Origin of the sequence: Pseudomonas sp. PS01298 (assembly GCF_029959745.1) — a bacterium.
Lineage (GTDB): Bacteria > Pseudomonadota > Gammaproteobacteria > Pseudomonadales > Pseudomonadaceae > Aquipseudomonas > Aquipseudomonas aylmerensis.
In genome coordinates, this window is sequence record NZ_JASCPP010000086.1 from 1 (window position 1) to 20,598 (window position 20,598).

At 64.1% G+C, this 20,598-nt stretch carries 4 protein-coding genes; 2 read left to right on the top strand and 2 right to left on the bottom strand.

The window, feature by feature from the left end:
• Positions 1–254: 254 nt before the first annotated feature.
• Positions 255–1,085 carry a N(5)-hydroxyornithine transformylase PvdF gene (locus QMX97_RS23900; protein ID WP_106804291.1) on the bottom strand — a complete coding sequence of 277 codons (831 nt, stop codon included), beginning with the start codon at positions 1,083–1,085 and terminating at the stop codon, positions 255–257.
• Positions 1,086–1,284: 199 nt separating this feature from the next.
• Here QMX97_RS23900 and QMX97_RS23905 point away from each other — a divergent pair, with 199 nt between their 5' ends.
• Both QMX97_RS23905 and QMX97_RS23910 read left to right on the top strand, forming a co-directional pair.
• On the top strand, positions 1,285–2,937 hold the full coding sequence (locus QMX97_RS23905) for a cyclic peptide export ABC transporter (RefSeq protein WP_065910356.1): 1,653 nt from the start codon (positions 1,285–1,287) through the stop codon (positions 2,935–2,937).
• 144 nt (positions 2,938–3,081) lie between these two features.
• The gene (locus QMX97_RS23910; RefSeq protein WP_282397735.1) at positions 3,082–5,478 is read left to right on the top strand and encodes a TonB-dependent siderophore receptor; all 2,397 of its coding nucleotides are present in this window, start codon (positions 3,082–3,084) and stop codon (positions 5,476–5,478) included.
• 152 nt (positions 5,479–5,630) lie between these two features.
• On the opposite strand, the gene QMX97_RS23915 is transcribed toward QMX97_RS23910, so the two are convergent.
• Positions 5,631–20,591, bottom strand: coding sequence for a non-ribosomal peptide synthase/polyketide synthase (locus QMX97_RS23915; protein ID WP_282397733.1), 14,961 nt, complete (start codon positions 20,589–20,591; stop codon positions 5,631–5,633).
• Between the last annotated feature and the right edge of the window lie 7 nt (positions 20,592–20,598).

A 20,598-nucleotide genomic window follows, 5' to 3' on the forward strand; every position in this document is an offset into this window, starting at 1 on the left:
GTCAGGCACCCTCTTCAGCGACTGGCACACCGCTTTCGCGAGCAAGCCCGCTCCCACAGTTTTGATCGGTGCTAGGGCTGACGGCCGAGGTGCTGCACTGGCATTGGCAGGCGGCAAACCCCATCCAGCCTTGGAATACATGTCAAATGTGGGAGCGGGCTTGCCCGCGAAGACGGTAGATCAGCCCCCTCTTCAGCGACTGACACACCGCTTTCGCGAGCAAGCCCGCTCCCACAGTTGGCACCGTGTTCGCTTTAGATACCCTTCTGCGCCAACAACTCCAACCCTTCATGCAACGCCGGGAACAGGCTGTTGTTGAAGTTGTTCCAGCGCAGTTCGAGGATGGTGTCGTCCGGCGCAATCTCGGTCTTGAGCACGTCGTGGAACACTTCGCCGGAGTCGATGCCATTGTCGACGTAGTGGAACGACGCACCCGTCAGGTACAGCGGCTCGGACGGGGTGGTGGCCTTGGTGACCCAGTCCGTGACAGTCAACCCACGTGCGCCGTACAGCGCATTCCAGGTGGCGTAGGCGCCACGGCGCTCGTACGGCGACTCGATGCGGGTAATCCCCGGATGAATGTTCATGATCCGACGCGCAAACGGCGCACCCGGGCGCACCAGTTCATCGAGGATCACCAGCAGCCCATCGAGCACCACGATATCGGCCTTGAGCTCCACCAGGGTGTCATGCAGGCGGCGTTCGAAATCCTGCTTGCCGGCGATGTGCTCGGCGCTGCCGCGTGGCAGGCGGCGGTAGGTGGACGGCACGCTCAGCAGCAGATCATTGACCAGGCGCCCCTGCACCCGCAGGTCGGCCGGGTACAGCCACTGGCGGCCCGGCTGGTAGGCAAAGCCGTAGTCGCTGACCAGCTGCTGGTCACGCGGGTTCTGCTCGTCATCGTCGTACACCACGCCTACCAGGTTGTAGGCCTCGCCCAGCGGCGTGTCGTTGAGCGACCCCACCAGAAACTCCAGCACCGACTTCATGTAGCGCTCATGGTCCTTGTAGGCCACAGGCTGCCCGGCCTTGTCGGCGGCGGCATTGCGCAGGGACCACACGTACACCAGATTCTTTTTCGTCATTGTTTCGCTCTCGCTGGATAGATCAGGCACGCGCCCATACGCGTGCGCCTACCCAACAAGAACGAACCAGGCGCCGGGCAATTTATCCGCCGCCGTCACCGCCGGGCACGCCGAGCTAAATAGTCGCGCCAATCCTTCGTTTGTCATGGGTAAGGGTCTGTGTGCCCAGCCCCCTCTATTCACTTTCCGGGAAGTACTTATGACCGACCCCAAGCGCGGCGCCTTCAAGGGTTTGCTCGCATTGCTCAGGCCTTTTCGCACCATCGTGACGGTCTCCGTCGCCCTGGGCATGGCCGGCGGCCTGGCCATCACGTTGCTGCTGGCGACCATCAATAATGCCCTGCACTCCGCCACCGGCATGACGCACGGCGTGATTCTGACGTTTGCCGCGCTGTGCCTGCTGGCGCTGACCAGCTCGATTGTCTCGGATATCGGCACCAACTACGTCGGCCAACGCATCATTGCCGCGCTGCGCAAGGACCTCGGCGAGAAGGTGCTGTCGGCGCCCATCGAGCAGATCGAACAGTACCGCTCCCACCGGCTGATTCCGGTATTGACCCATGACGTCGACACCATCAGCGATTTTTCCTTCGCCTTCACCCCGCTGGCCATCGCGACCACCGTGACCCTGGGCTGCCTGGGCTACCTGGCGTACCTGTCGGTGCCGATGTTCCTGATGATGGTCGTGGCGATCATTATCGGCAGCAGTGTGCAATTCATCGCCGGAGCCAAGGGCATCCGTGGCTTCGACGAAGCCCGCGACCAGGAAGACGAACTGCAACGCTATTATTCGGCGATCGCCTCGGGTGCCAAGGAGCTGCGCATCCACCGGCCACGGCGCTACCGCATGAACACCCACCGCATCCAGGAGACCGCCGACCGCATCAGCGATATCCAGGTGCGCTCGGTGAACATTTATATCGTCGCCAAGACCTTTGGCTCGATGCTGTTCTTCGTGGTCATCGGCCTGGCCCTGGCGATGCAGGCCTACAACCCCAACCCGGACCCTGCGGTGATCACCGGCTTCGTACTGGTGCTGCTGTACATGAAAGGCCCGCTGGAACATGTGGTGGGTTACCTGCCGATCATCGGCAAGGCGCGCATTGCGTTTGCGCGGATCACCGAACTGTCCGAGCGTTTCTCGTCCCCCGAGCCCCACTTGTTGATGGACGGCAGCGAAGCCCCGACTCCGGTGGTCAACAGCCTTGAGCTGCGCGGCGTGACCTACAGCCCGCCGCCGGTGGAAGGCAGCCAGCCGTTTCACCTGGGGCCGATCAACCTGAGCATCAAGCAGGGCGATATCGTATTTATCGTCGGCGAAAACGGCTGCGGCAAGACCACCCTGATCAAGCTGCTGCTCGGCCTCTACCAGCCCCAGGCCGGCGAAATCCGCCTGAACGGCGAAACGCTGACCGCTGCAGCACGCGACGACTACCGCCAGTTGTTCACCACGGTATTCGCCGATTACTACCTGTTCGATGACCTGGTCCAGGGCAGCGCCACCCAGTCGCTGGACAGTGCCGCCAAGTACCTGGAACGCCTGGAAATCGCGCACAAGGTCAGCGTCAAGGACGGCGTGTTCAGCACCACCGACCTCTCCACCGGCCAGCGCAAGCGCCTGGCACTGGTGAATGCCTGGCTGGAAGAACGTCCGGTGCTGGTGTTCGACGAGTGGGCGGCCGACCAGGATCCGGCGTTCCGCCGCGTGTTCTACACCGAGCTGCTGCCGGACCTCAAGCGCCTGGGCAAGACCATCATCGTGATCAGCCATGACGATCGTTATTTCGATATCGCCGATCAGTTGGTGCGCTTGAGCGCAGGGAAAGTCGTGGCAGAACTGGAGCCCGCATAAATTTTTCCGGTTTATGCGAGTGGGAACGTCTCATATGCAGCAATGAGAATTAACCGCATTAACCACCTATTTGCCAACACTTAAAAAGAGAAACACACCATGCCCGTACGGCTTGCCCTCAGCCCATTGAGCACCGCACTTTCCATGCGGCGGGCTTTGAAATTCAACGTTCTGCCCAACGCCCTGGCGCTGGCGATCAGCCTGCCCGTAGCAGGTTATGTGCAGGCGGAAGAATTCGAATTGAACATTCCGGCGCAACCACTGAGTACTGCGCTGCAGGTGTTCGGTCAACAGACCAACCTGCAAATCCTGTACAGCCCGGAAACCGTGCAGAACAAACACAGCACGGCGGTCAGCGGCAAAATGGACCCGGTACGGGCAATCGAGCGCCTCCTGGGGGGGACAGGCGTGAGTTACAGCCTGCAAGGCAGCTCGATGATCATCAACGCGCCAAGCTCGGGCACCGGCGCCGTGGAGCTGGGGGCCACCCAGATCAACGCCAACCAGCTCGGCACCATCACTGAGGACAGCGGCTCCTATACGCCGGGCACCATCGCCACTGCCACCAAGATGGTACTCACGCCACGGGAAACGCCCCAGTCGATTTCCGTGGTCACCCGCCAGACCATGGACGACTTCGGCCTCAACGGCATTGACGACGTGATGCGTCACACACCGGGCATCACCGTGTCGACCTTCGACAGCGAGCGCACCAACTACTACGCACGCGGATTCCCGATCCAGAACTTCCAGTACGACGGCGTGCCGACCACGCGCAACGACGGCTACTCGGCCGGCCAGACCCTCAGCGACATGGCGATCTACGACCGCGTCGAAGTGCTCAAGGGGACTACCGGCCTGATGACCGGCGCAGGCGGCCCTGGCGGCACCATCAACCTGGTGCGCAAGAAACCCACTGCCGAGTTCAAGGGCCATGTCAGCCTGGGTGCCGGCTCGTGGGACAACTACCGCTCGGAGCTGGACGTCAGCGGCCCGCTGACCGACAGCGGCAACGTGCGCGGGCGCGCCGTGGCGGTGCATCAGGACCGCCATTCGTTCATGGACCACTATGAACGCAAGACGGATGTCTACTACGGCATCCTCGAATTCGACCTGACGCCCGACACCCTGCTGACCGTCGGCGCCGACTACCAGAACAACGACCCGAAAGGCTCCAGCTGGTCGGGCAGCCGTTCGCTGTTCGATGGCAACGGTAACGAGATCAGCTTCAACCGCGGCTACAACAACGGTCCGAAATGGAGCAGTTGGGGGCAATACAGCCGCAGTGTGTTCGCCACCCTGGAACACGCCCTGGATAACGGCTGGATCGCCAAGGCCAACTACAGCAACCAGCTCAATGGCTACAACGCGCCGCTGGGTTACGCATCGCCCATACCGAATTCCAGCGACCGGGCGTCGGTCTATGGCTCCAAGTTCACCGGCAAGACCATCAGCAACAACGGTGATTTCTACCTCTCCGGGCCGTTCAGCATGGGTGGACGGGAGCATCAACTGGTCGTCGGTTCCTCGGTCTCGCGCTCGCACTGGCAAGGCAACGACTATTACGGCTACGAAGCGACCTACAGGGACGGCAATAATTTCCCGCTCTATGAGTGGGACGGTGACAGCCTCGAACCGCAATGGGGCCCGGCCCACGAGAAAGACGACATCACCCGCCAGGCGGCCGTCTACTTCTCGACTCGCCTGAGCCTCACCGACGACCTGTCGCTGTTGCTCGGTTCGCGCCTGGCCGACTACCGGCTGACCGGCACCAACGACTCGCGGGAAACCGGCAAGGTCATCCCTTATGCCGGCATGGTGTACGACCTCAACAAGAATTTCTCGGTGTACGCAAGCTACACCTCGATCTTCATGCCGCAGATGCTGCGGCCCGACCGCAACAACAAAATGGTCGAGCCTGACGAGGGCGAGAACTACGAGCTGGGTCTGAAGGGCGAGTTCTATGACGGCCGCTTGAACGCCAGCCTCGCCTACTTCGAGATTCATGAATCGAATCGTGCCGAGGAAGACACCGAGTACAACAACAATATGCCGGCCAACTCGCCCGTCGAGTGGGCCTACATGGGCATCAAGGCCAAGACCAAGGGCTATGAAGCCGAGATCTCCGGCGAATTGGCGCCAGGCTGGCAGGTGCAGGCGGGCTACACCCACAAGGTGATCCGCGATGACGACGGCAAGAAATTCTCCACCTTTGAGCCTCAGGACCAGTTGAACTTCTATACCAGCTACAAGCTGACCGGCGCCCTCGACAAGCTGACCCTCGGCGGCGGCGCGCGCTGGCAGGGTGAGGTCTGGCAGGATGTCTACAACCGCGGCAAGGATGTGACCCAGCGGTTTTCCCAAGACCCGTACTGGCTGGTGGACGCGATGGCACGCTACCAGATCAGCAAAAACCTCTCGGCCACGATCAACGTCAACAACGTGTTCGACAAACGCTATTACACCAACATCGGGTTCTACACCTCGTCTTACTCCGGCGACCCCCGCAACGTGATGCTGTCGACCCGCTGGGACTTCTGACCCCGGCCTAGGCAATCCCCAACACCCTGTGCAGGCACCCTGCACAGGGTGTTTTTTTGGGCGGGTAATTCGTCTTGGCTGCCGTTGCCGCCCGCGCATCAAAAAGCCCCAGCACACATCACGTGGGCTGGGGCTGTCTGGTCAGGCGACAGTTACTCCATGGCGGCTACAAAGCTGCGTACGAACCCGGCGTTGTCAATGATGCGCTCGTGATCCACCTCGATCACCTCCGAGCGCACCACACACGCCGCGCCGATCACCCGCTGCATGCTCGCCTCAATCAATGCCTTGTGCTGGCCAGCACGGCTCTTGGCCGCCCACCAGCAACTGACCGGCGCCTTGAGCGGCTTGAAGTCCGCCTGTTCCATGCGCTTGAACAACGCACGGTCGACCTCCCAGGAGACCTGTGCCTCATTGCCGCCCAACAGTTCCTGCTTGATGTCCTGGAACGCTTGGCCCAGGGAGGCCTCGGCCCATTCGACGAAGCCTGCCCATTGCTGGTCTTCAGCGATGTGGGTGGCCTGCAAGCCTTCCCAAGCGCGGTGGATCGCCTCTGCAGAGGCCGGGAACATCACGCCGAGTAATGCCACGCGTCGTTCGTTGTCCGAGATCTCGCTGTCATCGCTGACGACTGCCGCGTCCCAGTACTGCGTGAGCCAGCGCGGTGGCGAGGAGTCGATCCAACCGACAAACTCCACCTGCCGCCCCGCCTGCTCCAGGCCATGGGCCACTTCGACCGCCAGGTTGCCGCCCAATGACCAGCCACCCAGACGGAAGGCGCCTTCGGGTTGAGCCTCCAGCAACTGTGCGGTGTAGTCCTCGACCATCGTGGCCCAGGACGGCACTTGCGCGCCCTCCTCGGCCAATGCACGGCAGATCACACCGACCACCGGCCGCTGATCGCGCAGCGCCAGGGCAATGGCTTTGTAGCAATGCACTGAACCGTAGCTGGGGTGGAACAGGTAGAGCGGCGTGCCCTCGGTGCGGCTGTTGAGCGGCACCAGCAGCGACCGGCGCGCAGTGCCTTCCAGGCAAGCAACCTGGGCACGCACGGTCGGGTTGAGCATCAACTGACTGACTGAAAGGCCGATGCCGCTGGCCTTGCGAATCCGCTCCTTGAGCATCAAGACCAACAGCGAGTGGCCGCCAAGTTCGAAGAAGTTGTCATGGACACCCACCTGCTCGACGCCGAGCACCTCTCGCCAGAGGTGCGCGACCGTGTGCTCCAACGCGGTCTGCGGCGCTTCAAAACGCTGGCTTGCCTGTGTGTCCGGCTTCGGCAGGGCCTTGCGGTCCAACTTGCCGTTGGGGCTCAGGGGCATCTGTTCCAGCACCAGCCACTGCGCCGGCACCATGTAGTCCGGCAAATGAACGGCCAGGTGTGCACTGAGGATTTCACGCCAGTGTTCACCCTGCTCCTGCAAGACCAGGTAACCGACCAGGTGCTTGGCGTCCACCGCCAGCACCGCTGCCTCACGCACCGAGGCGTGCTCCAGCAGCCGCGCTTCGATTTCGCCAAGCTCAATGCGCAAGCCGCGCAGCTTGACCTGATGGTCGATGCGCCCGGCGTATTCGATCACCCCATCAGGGCGATAGCGGGCCAGGTCGCCGGTACGGTACAGGCGCTCACCCGCGATGAACGGATGAGCGATAAAGCGCTCGGCAGTCAAGCCCGGGCGACGGTGATAACCCCGCGCCAGGCCAACGCCGCCGAGGAACAGTTCGCCGAGTACGCCGGCCGGGACCGGCTCGAAGTTGTCGTCGAGGATGTAGCAGCCGAGGTTGGCAATCGGCTTGCCGATAGGCACCGCGTCGCGACCTTCCTCGACGCACGTCCAGTGCGTCACGTCGATGGCGGCTTCAGTCGGGCCGTACAAGTTGTAGAGCCCGGCATGAGGCAGCTTGGCGAAGACTTGCTGCTGCGCATCGACGGGCAACGCCTCGCCACTGCAGACAATACGCTGCAGGCTGGTGCAGGACGCCACGTTGGCATCCTGCAGGAACGCTTGCAGCATCGACGGTACGAAATGCAGGGTGGTGACCTGCTCGGCGTTGATCAGGCTGACCAGCCTGGCCGGATCACGATGATCACCTGGCGCCGCGACCACCAGGCGTGCGCCGGTCATCAGTGGCCAGAAGAACTCCCACACCGACACGTCAAAACTGAACGGGGTTTTCTGCAACACGGTATCGCCGGCATCCAGCGCGTAAGCCTCCTGCATCCAGCACAGGCGGTTGGTCAGCGCCACATGACGGTTGCCGGCGCCCTTGGGCTGGCCGGTGGAGCCTGACGTGTAGATCACGTAGGCGAGGTTTTCGCCGTCCAGCACGATCCCGGGGTTGGCGTCGCTGTAGCCTTCGAACCCGGCGTCACCCAATATCAGCGTTTCCAGGCCTTGAGGGACCGGCAACTGCTCACGCAGATGGGCTTGGGTCAACAGCAGTTTCACCCCACTGTCTTCGAGCATGTAGGCCAGGCGCTCACGCGGGTATTCCGGGTCGAGCGGCACATAGGCGCCACCGGCCTTGAGCACCGCGAGCAAGCCGACCACCATCTCGATGGAACGCTCCAGCGCCAGGCCGACCAGTACGTCCGGGCCCACGCCGGCTTCCAGCAAACGATGGGCCAGGCGGTTGGCGCGTCGGTTCAACTCGGCGTAACTCAGGCGCTGCGCCCCATAGGCCAGGGCCGGAGCCTGCGGTGTCAGCGCGACCTGGTCCTCGATCAGCTGATGCACCGTGCGTTGCAACGGGTACTCGCGCGCCGTCGCATTCCAATCCTCGACGATCAGCGTGCGCTGCGCGTCCGGCAGCGATGGCAGGTCCGCCAGGCGCTGCACCTGCGGCAGGGTCAGGGCCTGCAACAGCTGCTGGAAGTGCTCGGCCAGGTGGACGATCGCCTGTGCGTCGAACGCGGCGCGGTCGTAGTTGAACTCCACGGCCAGGCTGTCGCCCATGGCCAGCAACACGGTCAACGGGTAATGGGTCTGCTCCAGGCTGTCCATCGCGCCGAAGCGCAAGCCGGCTGGGGAGCCCTGCTCCAGCGCTGCAGACACCGGGTAGTTCTCGAACACCAGAATGCTGTCGAACAACGCTTCACCACCGAGGCCCGCCCAACGCTGGATATCGAAGAGTGGCGTGTGTTCTTGTTCGCGCAGGCGCAGGTTTTGCGTCTGCACAGTCTGCAACCAGGTCTCCACGCTCAACTGCGGGCTGGGCGTCGCCACCACCGGCAGCGTGTTGATGAACAGGCCGACCTGCTGCTCAATCCCCGGCAACTCGGCCGGACGCCCTGCCACCGTCGCACCAAATGCCACGGTGTCGAGGCCGGTGTGGCGTTGCAAGAGCAGCAGCCAGGCGCTTTGCACCAGGGTATTGAGGGTAACTTTGTGGCGTTGGGCAAACGCCTTGAGCTGCTCGGTCGCCGCCGGTGCGAGTACCGACCGGTGAACCCCGTTGACCTGGGCCAGGTCTTGCTCGCGCTGGATCCCGCGCGACAGCCGCGTCGGCTCCTGCAGCCCCGCCAATTGGGCCTTCCAGAAGGTTTCGCTGATGACCGGATCCTGCGCCTGCAGCCAGGCGATGTAGTCGCGATAGCGCCCGTTCGGTGCACGCAGCGACTCGCCGGCATACTGCTGCATGACTTCGCCAAACAGCTGCGAGGCGCTCCAGCCATCCATCAGGATGTGGTGATTGGTGTAGATAAGATGGTGACTGTCGGCACCAGTGCGCACCACCACCAGGCTCAGCAGAGACGCCTGCTCCAGCACAAAACCTTCGGTGCGCGCGGATTCGGCCAACGCATCGAGCGCCTCGGCGCGGTCCGGGCGGTGCTGCCAATCGTGCTCGATCAACGGCACTTGTACCGTCTTGTAGACCACCTGCAACGGCTGCTCCAGCTCGGTCTGCCAGAGGAACGCCGTACGCAGGATGTCATGGTGTTCCAGGACCACCTGCCAGGCCGCCGCGAACCGTGCAACATCCAGCCCTTGCACGTCGACGCGCAACTGGTTGATGTAGTCGCCGGAGCCGTGGCCGTACAAGGATTGAAACAGCATGCCTTGCTGCATAGGCGACAACGGGTAAATGTCCTCGACGCGACTCAACGGCAGCGCCAAGCCATCCAACTGCGCCTGGCTCAAGTGCGCCAAGGGGAAGTCCGACGGCGTCGCGCCGCTGTTTTCGGGCTGGCAGCAATGCTCGATCACCGCCTTGAGCTCAGCGGCATAGTCGTCGGCCAACTGCTGGATGCTCGCCGGGTCGAACATTTCCTGGCTGAAACTCCAGCTCAGGTTCAACTCGCCGCCATACACCTGGCCGTTGATTTCCAACCAGTTGCCCAGCGACGCTTCGGGGCTTTGATCGGCCCCGGCCGCATCACCGGAAGGCGTGAACAGGCCCTGCTCGTCACTGCTTTCGAAGCTGGCATCGAACTGGCCGAGGTAGTTGAAGGTGATGCGTGGCTGCGGCAGGTGCGCCAGGGCTTCACGCACTTGCGGCGGCCCCAGGTAACGCAAGGCGCCAAAGCCAATCCCCTTGTCGGGAATGCCGCGCAGCTGCTCCTTGATGCCTTTCACCGAGCCCGCCAGGGTCAGCGCCGGGGTCAGTTTCACCGGGTAGAGACTGGTGAACCAGCCGACGGTGCGGGTCAGGTCGATGTCTTCGAACAGGTCTTCGCGGCCATGTCCTTCGAGGCGGATCAGGGTCGAGGCATGACCGGTCCAGCGTCCGACCACACGGGCCAGCGCGGTCAGCAGCAGGTCGTTGATCTGCGTGCGATAGGCCGCCGGTGCGTCCTGCAACAGCCGACGGGTGTGCGTGGCATCCAGGTGCGTGGTCGCACTGGCGGCATGCCGGTTGCTCAGGCTGGCACCCGGCTGGGCGCCCGGCAGATCGGCCTCGACGCCATGCAGTTGGGTCTGCCACCACGCCAGCTCTTGCGTCAGCGCGTCACCTTGAGCGTATTGCTGCAGACGTTGCGCCCAGTCGCGGGTCGAGCTGGTCTTGGCCGGCAATGCCACCGGGACGCCACGGTCAACCTGGCGGTAGGCGGTTTGCAGGTCTTCCAGCAGAATCCGCCATGACACGCCGTCCACCACCAGATGGTGGATGACCAGCAACAGACGCTGCGAGCCATCGTCCAGCTCGACCAGCACTGCGCGCATCAACGGGCCTTGGCCAAGATCCAGGCTGCGCTGGGCTTCTTCGCCGAGCGCCGCCAGTTCGTCAACACTGCGCAGTGCGGTTTGCCACAGCACGGCATCGGCCTGATGCTGCTCGGCGCCGCGATACACACCCTGCCAGCCATCAGCGCCTGCGAGGAACTGCGAGCGCAAGGCATCGTGATGCACGAGCAATGCCTGCAGGGCCTGGGTCAAGGTTACCGCGTCGAGACGCGCATGGGGTTGCAGCACCACCGACTGGTTCCAGTGATGACGTTCGGCAATGTCGTCGGCGAAGAAGGCCTGCTGGATCGGCAACAGCAGCGTCTCGCCGCTCAATGCAGCCTGGCTGATCGTCAGCCCTTCGACGCCCTGGCGCGCGACACCGGCCAGGCTCTGCACAGTCTGGTGCTGGAACAGGTCTTTGGGCGTGAAGCGGATACCGGCCTGACGCGCACGGCTGACCACCTGGATCGAGATGATCGAGTCGCCACCCAGCTCGAAGAAGTTGTCGTTCAGGCCCACTTGCGGCAGGCGCAGCACATCCGCCCAGATCGTCGCGAGTTGCTGCTCCAACTCACTCTGCGGTGCCACATAGGCTTGTTGCAACAGGCTCGCATCCGGTTGCGGCAGGCCCTTGCGGTCGAGTTTGCCGTTGGGGGTCAGCGGCATCTGCGCGAGGAACATGAAGTAGGTCGGCACCATGTAGTCCGGCAGGCGGGTTTTCAGCGCGCGACGCAGGCTTTCACGAAATTCGGTTTCATTTGCCGGCTGCGTGTCGGCCGGCACCACATAAGCCACCAACTGTTTACCGGTCGGGCCTTCCTGGGCCACCACCACGGTTTCGCCGACATTGTCCTGCTCACGCAGGCGCGCTTCGATTTCACCCAGTTCGATGCGGAAACCGCGGATTTTCACCTGATGGTCGACACGACCGAGGTAGTCCACCACGCCATCCGGCCGCCCACGGGTCAGGTCACCGCTGCGGTACACGCGGCTACCCGGTTTGCCGAAGGGGTCCGGCACGAAGCGCTCGGCGGTCAGTGCTGGACGCTCCAGGTAACCGCGCGCCACGCCCTCGCCACCCAGGTACAGCTCGCCAGCGACACCGATCGGTTGCAAGTTGAGCTGCGCGTCGAGCACGTAGCCGCTGCGATTGCCCAGCAAGGTGCCAATCGGTGCATAGACCGCGCCGCACGGGTCGCCTTTGCGTGCTTTCCACAGCAGCGGCGTGACCACGGTTTCAGTCGGGCCGTAGCCGTTGAACAAGTAGGTCGGCTTGAGCGCACGCCAGGCCAGGTCATAGCTGGCCTGCGCCACCGCGTCACCGCCGAAGCAGTACACACGGACTTTCGGAGGATTACCGTCGCGCTCGGCATGTTCGGCCAGCTGCTGCAGGTACACCGGCGGGAACACGGCCATGGTCACGTTGTGACGGTGCATCTGTTCGTAGGTGTACTCGGGCAGCCACAGGCTGTCATCGCGGATCAGCACGCTCGCGCCGTTGATCAACGGGTGCATCCAGCCTTCGTGGGAGCCGTCGAAGGCGAACGACATGAAGTGCAGTTCGCAATCGGCCGGCGAGGTTTCATAACGCTCGCCGGTGGCGATGATGTGCGCCACCAACGGGCCGTGGGACACCGCCACGCCCTTGGGCATGCCGGTGGAGCCGGAGGTGTAGATCACGTAGGCCAGGTTGTCACCGTCCAGCATCACCTGCGGTGCAACATCGCTGTAGCCGCTCCACGCTTCGGTACGGTCGATGGCCAGCGTGTCGAGCCCTTCGGCCAGCGGCAATTGCTGCTGCACCGCCGTATGGGTCAGCAGCAATTTGGCGCGGCTGTCCTGCATCATGTACAGCAGGCGGTCACGTGGGTATTCCACGTCCAGCGGCACATACACGCCGCCGGCTTTCATCACCGCAAGGAACGCCACCATGATCTCGGCACTGCGCGGCATGGCGATGGCCACGCGCACTTCCGGGCCGACACCACGGGCGATCAGCGCATGGGCCAGGCGGTTGGCCTGGCGATCCAGCTCGCCATAGCTCAGGGTCTGTGCATCGAACTTGACCGCCACCGCCGCAGGATTTTCCCGCGCACGGTCGGCGACCAATTCGTGCACCAGGCGCTGGGCCGAGAAACCGGAACCCGTGCGGTCCCACAGTTGCAGGATCTGTTGGCGCTCATCCGGGTCGAGCAGGTTCAACTGGCCGATACTCTGCTGTTGATCCTCGACCATGCCTTGCAACAGGTTCTGCCAGTGGCGCGCCATGCGCTCGATGGTCGAGGCATTGAACAGGTCGGTGGCGTAACCCAGGGTCGCCCAAAGACTGTCGGTGCCCTCGTGCACATCCAGGTCGAGGTCGAAATGGGCCGTGTGACTTTCCCACTCCAGCCCTTCGACGCGCAGCGCCGATAATTGATGTTCGCTGCCGCCCAGGCGTGCTTCGGTCTGGTGGTTGAACATCACCTGGAACAGCGGGTTGAGGCTCAGGCTGCGTTCGGGCTGCAACGCCTCCACCAACTGTTCGAACGGCAGGTCCTGGTGATCCTGGGCCTCCAGCGCCCGCTGGCGCGCCTGCTGCAACAGCTGCGTGACCGTAGTCTGCTCATCGATATCGGCCTTGAGCACCTGGGTGTTGACGAAGAAGCCGATCAGCCGCTCGGTTTCGACCCGGTTGCGGTTGGCAATCGGCACGCCGACGCGCACGTCTTCCTGGCCGCTGTAGCGGTGCATCAGCGCCTGGAACGAGGCCAGCAACAGCATGAACACGGTCACGCCTTCGCGTTGCGCCAGGCCCTTGAGGTCCGCGACCAGTGCGCACGGCAATTGCACAAACAGACGCGCACCGCGATGGCTTTGCTCGGCTGGGCGCTGATGGTCGAACGGCAGTTCCAATACCGGTTGCTCGCCGCCCAGCAAACCTTGCCAGTAGGCCAACTGCCGGGCTTTTTCACCCGCGTCCATCCACTCGCGCTGCCACCGGGCGTAATCCGCGTACTGGATCGGCAAGGCCGGCAGTTGCAGTGCCTGGCCCTGGCTGTAGGCGCTGTACAACTGCACCAGCTCATCGACCATGATCTGCATCGACCAACCGTCGGAGACGATATGGTGCTGCACCAGCACCAACACATGCTCGTTCTCACTCAGGCGCAGCAAACGGGTCCTGAGCAACGGGCCGGCGAGCAAGTCGAATGGACGGGCTATTTCAGCTTCCACCTGGGCCTTGAGACTGGCCTCATCGGTTTGCACCACGGTGATCTCAACCCTGGCCTGTGGCGCAATCACCTGCAGCGTTTGCGCGTCGTCCTGCTGCAAATGCGTGCGCAGGCTGGCATGCCGCGCCACCAGGCTATCGAAGCTGCGTTGCAGCGCGTCGAGGTCCAATTGGCCCTTGAGGCGCAAGGCACTGGGCACATGGTAGGCGGCGCTGTCGGGGTCCAGCAGCCACAGGAACCACTGGCGCTCCTGGGCGTAGGACAACACCAGCGGCAGCTCTCGCGACGCCGGCACCAGCGCTGGCGCGGTCGAACCGCCCCGCTTGCCCTCGGTATGCAGGGCTGCGACAAAGCCGTCCAGGCGCGGTTGCTCGAACAGTACCCGTAGCGGCAACTCGATCCCCAGGTTATGCCGCAGGCGCGACGCCACTTGCATGGCCAGCAACGAATGGCCGCCTCGTTCGAAGAAGTGGTCGGTAAGGCCAATGCGCTCGGCACCGAGGATATCCGCCCAGATTGCCGCGACCTGCTGCTCCAGCACGGTGACCGGCGCCACCCAATGCGGCGTCGCGTGGCTTGCCTCCGGACGCGGCAAGGCCTGGCGGTCGAGCTTGCCGTTGGGGCTCAGTGGCAAGGCCTGCAGGAACATGAAATGCGCCGGCACCATGTAGTCCGGCAGTTCATCGCGCAATGCGCTGCGAATCTGCTCACGCAGCGCATCCTGCTCGGACGCCGCCTGCGGTGTGACCACATAGGCGATGAGTTGCTGGTCGGCCGCAATCACCAAGGCTTCGCGCACGCCCTCCTGTGCCAGCAGGCGGGACTCGATCTCGCCGAGTTCGATACGGAAACCACGCACCTTGACCTGATGGTCGATGCGCCCGATGTACTCGATCACACCATCGGCACGATAACGCGCCAGGTCACCGGTGCGGTACAGGCGGCCGCCACCTGCGGGGTCGAAAGGGTCAGGAATAAAGCGCTCGGCGCTCAAGGCGGCGCGATTGAAATACCCGCGCGCCAGCAGCGGTCCGCCAATCACCAGCTCACCGGCGACGCCCACGGGCACGGGGTTGAGGCTGGCATCCAGCAGATAGATGGCGCGCCCCTCAAGCACGCGACCAATCGGCATCATTTGCGTCACGGCTTCGCTGCCATCCACATAGCCTGCGCAATCCAGGGCCGTGACCGTGACGGTCGCTTCGGTAGGACCGTAGGTGTTGAGCAGGCGGACATGGCCCAGCCCGGCCTCGCGCCACGACGCCAGCCCTTCCGGCGGCATGGCCTCGCCCCCCGCATGCACCTGGCGCAGACGTGCGTAATCACGTACGCCACGCTCGGCAAAGTCACGGGCGATCAGGTGCCAATACGCGGTGGTCAGGTCGACCACCGAGATCTCATGTTCGATCAGTTGCGTGTAGAAGGTGTCGCTGTCCCACAGCTCGCCGCCCCGCACCACCACGCCAGCGCCGCAGCACAGCGCCGGGTAGAGTTGCTCGACGAAGCCGTCGAAGTTGAACGTACCGAACTGCAGTACACGGTCGGCGGCAGTCAGGTCGAATACATCGATAAACACCTCGACGTGCCGCGCCAGGGAGGCCTGGTCAATCCCGACGCCCTTGGGCCGCCCGGTCGAACCGGAGGTGAACATCAGGTAGGCCAGGTTGGAGGCGAACGCACGCGCCGGTGGATTGCTCGACGGGTACTCGGCCAGCCAGTCCGGGTCGGACTCCAGGCAGATCAACGTGAGGTCCGCGGTGATCGGCAAGCGCTCGAGCAAGGGCTGCTGGGTCAGCAACAGCTGCAAGCCGCTGTCTTCGATCATGCATTGCAGACGATCGCGTGGGTATTGCGGGTCCAACGGCACATAGGCGCCACCGGCCTTGAGCACGGCCAACAGCGCGACGATCATTTCCAGCGAGCGGTCCACGGCCACGCCGACCAGGCTGTCGGCGCCCACGCCCTGCTCGATCAGCCGGTGCGCCAGGCGATTGGCGCGCCGGTTGAGGTCGGCGTAATCCATGCGCCGTTGATCCATGATCAACGCGACCGCCTCGGGCCGGCTGGCCACCTGCCGCTCGAATTTGCTCAATACGCTGCCGTGGGCGGCCCGCGCCGGTTGCGGCGGGTTCCACTCATAGAGCATCTGCGCCTGTTCGCTGCTGCCCAGGATCGGCAGGTCGGCGACACACTGTCGGGCAGCGCCAGCCACGCTCTTGAGCAGGTTCTGCCAGTGCCCGGCGAAGCGCTGCAAGGTGCTCGCGTCGAACAACGCGGTGGCGTAGGTCAGCGAGGCCAACAGGCCCTCGGCGGACTCCTCGGTGTCCAGGCTCAGGTCGAAATGGGCGGTGTGGCTGTCCCATTCCAACCCCTGCACCTGCAGGCCCGGCACGTGTTGCCCGGCGCGATTGGCCTGGGCATCCGACTGGTGATTGAACATCACCTGGAACAGCGGGTTGTGGCTCAGGCTGCGCTCGGGTTGCAGGGCCTCGACCAATTGCTCGAACGGCAGGTCCTGGTGGTCTTGCGCGCCCAGCGCCTGTTCCTTGACCTGTTGCAACAGCTGGGCAAAGGTCATGTGCCCGTCGATCTCGGCCCTGAGCACCTGGGTGTTGACGAAGAAGCCGATCAGTTGCTCGGTTTCCAGGCGGTTGCGGTTGGCGATAGGCACACCGACACGGATATCCGCCTGGCCGGTGTAGCGGTACAACAAGGCCTGGAAGGATGCGAGCAGCACCATGAACATCGTCACGCCTTCGCGCTGTGCCAGGGCGCGCAGGCCCTCGACCACGCCGGGCTCGACACGCAGGTCCAGGCGCGCACCGTCATAGCGCTGCAGGGCTGGGCGCGGACGATCCAGCGGCAACTCCAGCACCGGCTGCACATCGCCCAGGCGGTCACGCCAGTAGGCCAGCTGGCGTTGTTTCTCGCCCGCCTCCATCCAGCTGCGCTGCCACTGCGCGTAGTCGGCGTATTGAATCGGCAGTGCCGGCAGCTGCGGGTCGAGGCCCTGGCTGTAACCGGCGTAGAGACTCACCAGCTCATCGACCATGACCTGCATCGACCAGGCATCCGACACAATGTGATGCTGCACCAGCACCAGCACATGTTCGCGCTCGCTCAGTTGCAGCAGGGTGATACGCAGCAACGGGCCGGCCTGCAGGTCGAAGGGCCGGGCGATTTCTGTCTCTACCAGCCTTTGCAATTCAGCGGCGGTGGCCGAACCCAGGCGCCGGTGCTCGATAACCGGGCGGGCTTGTTCGAGCACACGTTGAACGGTCTGCTGCACATCGGCGAAAAACACTGTGCGCAGCGTTTCATGGCGCTGCACCAGCGTATCGAAAGCCCGTTGCAAGGCCCCGTGGTCGAGTGTGCCCAGCAGGCGCAGCGCGGCGGGAATGTGATAGGCCGCGCTGTCGGGTTCCAACTGCCAGAGGAACCACTGGCGCTCCTGGGCATACGACAACGGCAACGGCCGTTCACGATCGGCCCGCGGGATCTGCGCCACCTCGGCGCCCGCCTCCCCCAGCCCACGCACGAAGGCGCCCAGCACCGGTTGTTCGAACAGGCTTTTGAGCGCCACCTCGATCCCCAGCGCCTGGCGGACACGCGACACCACGCGGGTCGCCAGCAGCGAGTGCCCACCGAGTTCGAAGAAGTGGTCTTCCAGGCCCACCTGCGGCGTGCCCAATACGTCCGCCCAGATGGCCGCGACCTGGCTCTCGCGCTCGCTGACCGGCGCCACATAGCGTTTTTGCAGCAGGCTGGCGTCCGGTTTCGGCAGCGCCTTGCGGTCCAGCTTGCCATTGGGTGTCAGCGGCAGGCGCAACAGGAATTGCATGTGTGCCGGCACCATGTAGTCCGGCAGTACCTCACGCAACGCGACCTTGCACCGCTCGCGCAACGCGCCTTGATCGGCCTCAGGCGTCGGGGTGTCGGTCACCAGGTAGGCCAGCAACTGGTCGTTCTCGGCTACCACAACCGCTTCGCGAATGCGGCTCTGCTCGCGCAGGCACGCCTCAATCTCGCCCAGCTCGATCCGGAAACCGCGCACCTTGACCTGATGATCGACGCGGCCGATGTACTCGACCACGCCATCCGCGCGATAGCGCGCCAGGTCACCGGTGCGATACAGGCGTTCGCCGTTGCCGGCAAAGGGGTTGGGCACGAAGCGCTCGGCAGTCATCGCCGCCCGGCCGAGGTAACCACGGGCCAGGCCGACCCCGCCGATCAACAGCTCGCCGGCAGCGCCGACCGGGCACGGGGTGAGGTCGGCGTTGAGAATGAACAAGGCGGTATTGGCGATTGGTCGACCGACAAACGGCAGCGGCTCGACCAGCTTATGGGCGGCCGACCAGATGGTGGTTTCGGTCGGGCCGTACAGGTTCCACACCGTCCCCTGCTGGGCCAGCATGCGCTCGGCCAGGTCGGCCGGCAGCGCCTCGCCGCCGCACAGGCACTTGACCCCGTGCAGCAAGGTGCGGCGCTCGCTGTCCAGGAGCATGCGCCAGGTTGATGGCGTGGCCTGCACCACGTTGATTGCCTCGCGCTGCACCCGGTCGAGGATCGCCTCGGGGTCCAGCGACACGTCCTTGTCGGCCAGCACCACGGTCGCGCCTACTGCCAGCGGCACGTAGAGTTCCAGGGCAAAGATGTCGAACGAGAACGTGGTCAACGACAACAGGCGCGCGTCGGCGCCGATGGCCAGGGTCTCGGCCATGCCGTGGGTGAAACTGCTCAGCGCGCCATGGCGCACCATCACGCCCTTGGGCTTGCCGGTGGAGCCGGAGGTGTAAATCACATAGGCCAGGTGCTCGCCGGTCAGCTCGACGTCAGGGTTGGCGTGGCTGTAGCGCGCGTCTTCCTGCGCGTCCATGAACAGCACGTGCTGGTCGGCGGCCAGCGGCAGCCGCGTGTGCAGTTCGCCAGCGGTCAGCAACACGCGGGCACGGCTGTCTTCGAGCATGAAGGCCAGGCGGTCGGCCGGGAACTGTGGATCGAGCGGTACATAGGCGCCGCCGGCCTTGAGCGTGGCGAGCAATGCCAGCACCATCTCGACCGAACGGTCCAGCGCCACCGCCACCAGCACGTCAGGGCCCACACCCGCTGCGCGCAGGCGATGGGCCAGGCCGTTGGCACGCCGGTTCAACTCGCCGTAGCTGAGCGCCTGGCCGTTGCACACCAGTGCCGTGGCATCAGGCCGCGCCTGGGCCTGGGCTTCCAGCAGGCGGTGCACGCCCACGTCGTGGGCGAAGGTTTTGTGCGTGTGGTTCCAGCCGTGTACCAGTTGCTGCCACTGGTCATCGTCCAGCAACGGCAGCTCGCCGACACGGCCACTGCAATCCTTGGCCACCGCTTGCAGCAACCGGTGCCAATGGGCGAGGAAACGCTCAAGGCTCGGCGCGTCGAACAGGTCGGTGGCGTAGGTCAGCGAGGCCTGGATGCCGTCGGCCGATTCCTGGGTGTCGAGGTTGAGGTCGAATTGCGCGGTCTTGCTGTCCCACTCCAACCCTTGCACCTGCAGGCCCGTGACGCTGCCACCACCGCGCTGGCTATCGGTCTGGTGATTGAACATCACCTGGAACAACGGGTTGTAGCTCAGGCTGCGTTCCGGCTGCAGGGCTTCCACCAACTGCTCGAACGGCAAGTCCTGATGGGCCTGGGCGTCGACGGCGCGTTGCCGGGTTTGCTGCAGCAGGTCGCGGAAGGTCATCTGGCCGTCGATATCGGCCTTGAGGATTTGCGTGTTGACGAAAAAGCCGATCAGGCGCTCGGTTTCCACCCGATTGCGGTTGGCCACCGGCACGCCGATGCGGATGTCGTTCTGGCCGGTATAGCGATGCAGCACTGCCTGGAACGATGCCAGCAACAGCATGAACAGGGTCACCCCTTCGCGCTGTGCCAGGGTCTTGAGACCCGCGACCAGCGAGGCTTCCAGCGTCAGGTCGAGGCGCGCGCCCCGGTAGCTCTGCACCGCCGGCCGTGGGCGGTCCATGGGCATTTCCAGCACCGGCTGTTCACCGCCGAGCAGGCCTTGCCAATAGCCCAATTGACGCTCGCGCTCGCCGGCTTCCATCCAGCTGCGTTGCCACAGCGCGTAGTCGGCATACTGGATCGGCAAGGCCGGCAGTTGCGGGTCGTGGCCCTGCACGTGGGCGGCGTACAACTGCACCAGTTCGTCGACCATCACCTGCATCGACCAGCCATCGGAGACGATGTGATGCTGCACCAGCACCAGCACGTGTTCCTGCGGCGCCAGGCGCAGCAGCTTGACCCGCAACAGCGGGCCTTGCTGCAAATCGAACGGCTGGTCGATCTCGGCCTCGACCAGCGCCTTGAGTTCTGACTCCTGGGCATCGACCAGCGCAATGTCGACCCGCACCTGGTCGGCGATGACCTGCAAGGCGCTGTCGCCGTCCTCCTGCAAATGCGTGCGCAGGCTCTCATGGCGCTTGACCAGCGCGTCAAAGCTGCGCTGCAACGCGGCCACGTCGAGGTGGCCGGTCAGGCGCAACGCCCGGGGTACGTGATAGGCGGTGCTCTGCGGCTCCAGCTGCCACAGAAACCACTGCCGCTCCTGCGCATAAGAGAGTCGAAGCGGCTCGCCTTCCTGGCGCTTGAAAACCGGGGCAATCTCAAACAGGTTGATGCCTTGCTGCTTGAGCATTACCGCCAACGCTTTCTTCTGTTGCGCAGAAAGTGAACCTACCGACTCGATTAATGCTTGCACGCCACGC